General features: G+C 57.0%; 2 protein-coding genes. Both read right to left on the reverse strand.

Going from position 1 to position 3,071, the window contains the following annotated elements; genetic code table 11:
• A partial coding sequence (locus tag O6929_06245; GenBank protein ID MCZ6479984.1) for an intradiol ring-cleavage dioxygenase occupies window positions 1-329 on the reverse strand: 329 nt, incomplete at its 3' end.
• Between the two features lie 771 nt (window positions 330-1,100).
• Window positions 1,101-3,071 (reverse strand): C1 family peptidase (locus tag O6929_06250; protein MCZ6479985.1); only part of this gene is annotated, 1,971 nt, incomplete at its 5' end.

Here is a 3,071-nt window from a genome sequence, read left to right on the forward strand (position 1 = left end):
TTGGCGCTGACGGGATGGAGATAGGCGCCATGCTTGTCTACTTGCCAGATCTCGACGACGCCGTTCCTCACGGGTTCTCCACGCGCGTCGAGGATTTTTCCGCTGAGATGCGTGATCTCGCCCACGGCAGGCGTGATCGCGTCGTTGATGACCAGCAGATCGTTATCAGTGTCCAGCGGAAGTCTGTTGGGATAAAACGGACCCTCGGTTTGCCGCGGCGTCCGCACCAATGCTTCGGCAAACGCCCCAGGCATACTAAACGCCACCGCGCCCACGGCGAGTCGACCAAGGAAACCGCGTCGCGTACAGGACCAGTGAGTCATGGTCATCGCGTCACTCCCCCACATTTCCTGCTCCATCTCTCTCTCGATAGATTTTAAGCTATCCTTCCCCGTTTGTGAAAGGAAAACGCCTTCCCGGGCCTTTAAATTTCCAGGAAGGCGTCTGAGTGTTTGGTGCGCCGTCGATTGTGCCTGCGGTGGGCCGGGGGCGATGGTTCACCCCGGGTCCATACTTCCGCTACTGTCAAGATTCAAGACCTGATTCCCAACCCCACTCTTCGACCAATACGTCAGGAGTATAGTAAAAAGAGAGCAATTGCGGCTGCGAGAGCCAAAAGCAAGACTTTGATTGCTCGATCAATATAAAGGGGAAACATCTGAGCCTCGTCGTGCCGTACGGGGAACGGGAAATGGAGGGAACGAAAAACTTTCGCGTCCACCAGGAGGTCGTAGATCCCATCTTGCGTCCGCAGACGCAAGGCTATCGTCCAGGGTATTCGACCCAGGCCGGGGAGCTTGACCGAGTAGGCTACAGCTGACTGAACGGAGCGAGCCGGAACGCTGTACGGAGGAAACTCAATTGTGTCACCTGAAACGGTGAGCACGGTGAAAGGCGCAGTGGGCTCCCAGGCCCAGAGGGGTGACCTTTCATTTGTTAGCTCCAGGCGCCTGACCTTTGCTCGCACCCCCTCCATATTTCCGCCTTTTTCCAAACTACGGTAGCTGCGGGAAGGCGGTGCAAGGTGTGTGCCGGAGAGGGCCCGGGGCTGATTCTGACCCTGACCTGATCTAACACATTGGACGTGTACCGAATGCAGCCTAAAAACCGTGAAGGTTCTCGACCTTTGCGCGCAGTTTATCGCCACGGATCCGCTCTAGAGTTGCAGTCACAACCTCCACATCGTTGTCGAAGGACCCGTGGGCCAACGGGATAAACTCTTGTCCGTCAGAGACTTTCGTGCGGCCCTTGGTGTGGACTTTCAACCCGACCTCGGATTTTGCAAATTTCCTCCAGTTTGTTACATCAATGAGCGTGTCACGATTCCACATATCTGGTGTCTCGGCCTCCTCGCGCCACGCCCCTTCCAAACCGAGAAGTGGCATCTTGTGGGCAATTTCAAGGGCTCGGCTGACCAGGTAGAGGAGGGACTTTCCATATGGCCCTACGGAGTCAGCCTGCTCCCTCTCGTCACTCAAGATGTCGAAGTACATGTCGCTGTTTGACAAAACTTTCTTCTGTACCGCAAGAGCGTAATACCGAAGGGCAAATCCGACCGTGCATGCCGGAGCATACAGGGTGAGCGTAGAGACCTTCAGCTTTTTGTCAGCAAAGCTGTCTAACAAGTAGCCGAGAAGGATGGATCCCGCGGAGTGTCCGATGAGATGAATCTCCAGCTTGGGGAGTCGATCCTTCAGTGTGCTGAGGTGATTGGTCAAAAGGGTAAGTCCGGCGTCGCGGTCCGCCGCGGCCTCGGCGTTTTGCTTCATCTGCATCCAGACCGCTTTCACCAAGAGTTGCTCACACGCGACCTCGATGGCGCGATCTCTCGCTTCCTTGATCTGCTCCTTGACATCCGCAAACCACCCCCACGATGGCTCGACCCCTTGGGGGGTAAAGAATCGTTCCACAACGTCTTCGAGCATCCCCACCACGCTATCCATGAACCCCGTTCGCCAGGTCACGAACAAGGGGTAGATGCCGTTCTCCCGGAAATAAGGGGCGAGCACCCGGATTCGTCTGATGGAGCCTTCTTCGTGATTTAAGCCACCGTGAGCGTAGATGGCGAGCTTGGGTGCACGTTGTTCGCCCAGCCAATCTAGCGGCAGCGTCAGCGCCGTTTCCCTCACCGCGCTGCTCGCGTCCTCTAAATCGAGGAAGCGATTGAGTGGACGCCCATTGTTGCCGAGCACCATGGTGTGTCCATATGCGCTGCTCTCGCTCAACGGTTGGACCGCCTCGTTTTGGTATGTGTACTCTAGGGTTACACGGTCTGAGCGCCAGAACCACGTTGCCTTTCCGTCGGCCACATCCCTGAGAGACATGCTGCTCCGGGTCCGGTCCTCAATCTGCACAGCCATCGGCGCCCCGAGTACGGCCACCCAGGCGTCCGCACCGTGTTGCACCCAATCCGGGTAGGTCATGATGGCGAACCCCCGGTATCCCCAATCCTCGGCCCAGGAGTTCTGCACGATGAAGCCTTCCGGTGTGTATCCGACCATGGCAAAGGCGTGCCCACCGGTCTCGCCAGGAACCATGGTAATGATCGGCAACTTCGAGTGGGAATCCAGGAACCAACCCTCGTGGACCGTTGCCGATACATAAATCGCCCCGACCTCGTAGATCGCTGCTTGCATGTCCGCAATGGAATCCTTCTTGACGCGATAGTATGCACCTAGAGGGCGCTTTGCAGCATCCTGCTGCCAACCCTCCTTTGGCTTAATGAACTTGACCTGACCCTTCGAACGGTAAGGCCAATGCGCATCCGAGCATACACCGTGGCGATGCCAACCCTTCATGGCCCCCCGGCAGCTCGAGCCCTCATAATCTTCGCCTGGCCATTCATCGTAGGTTCGGGCCAAGTGGTAGAGCATACGCGGGCTGACCCGTTCCACTTTCCGCCTCGTCCCTATGCTTCCCCTCCAAAGGAGATAGTTGATCATGGCTGCCAGACCGAACCCGGTACAGGCTCCCTCCTCCCCTTGATCGAGGATCAAGCCGTGCTTGGTATAGCTCGGTAAATGCTTGGAAATGATTTCAGGGTCAGGGAACCGCTCTGGGAGCGATACAAG

This window comes from Candidatus Methylomirabilota bacterium (genome assembly GCA_027293415.1).
Lineage (GTDB): Bacteria > Methylomirabilota > Methylomirabilia > Methylomirabilales > CSP1-5 > CSP1-5.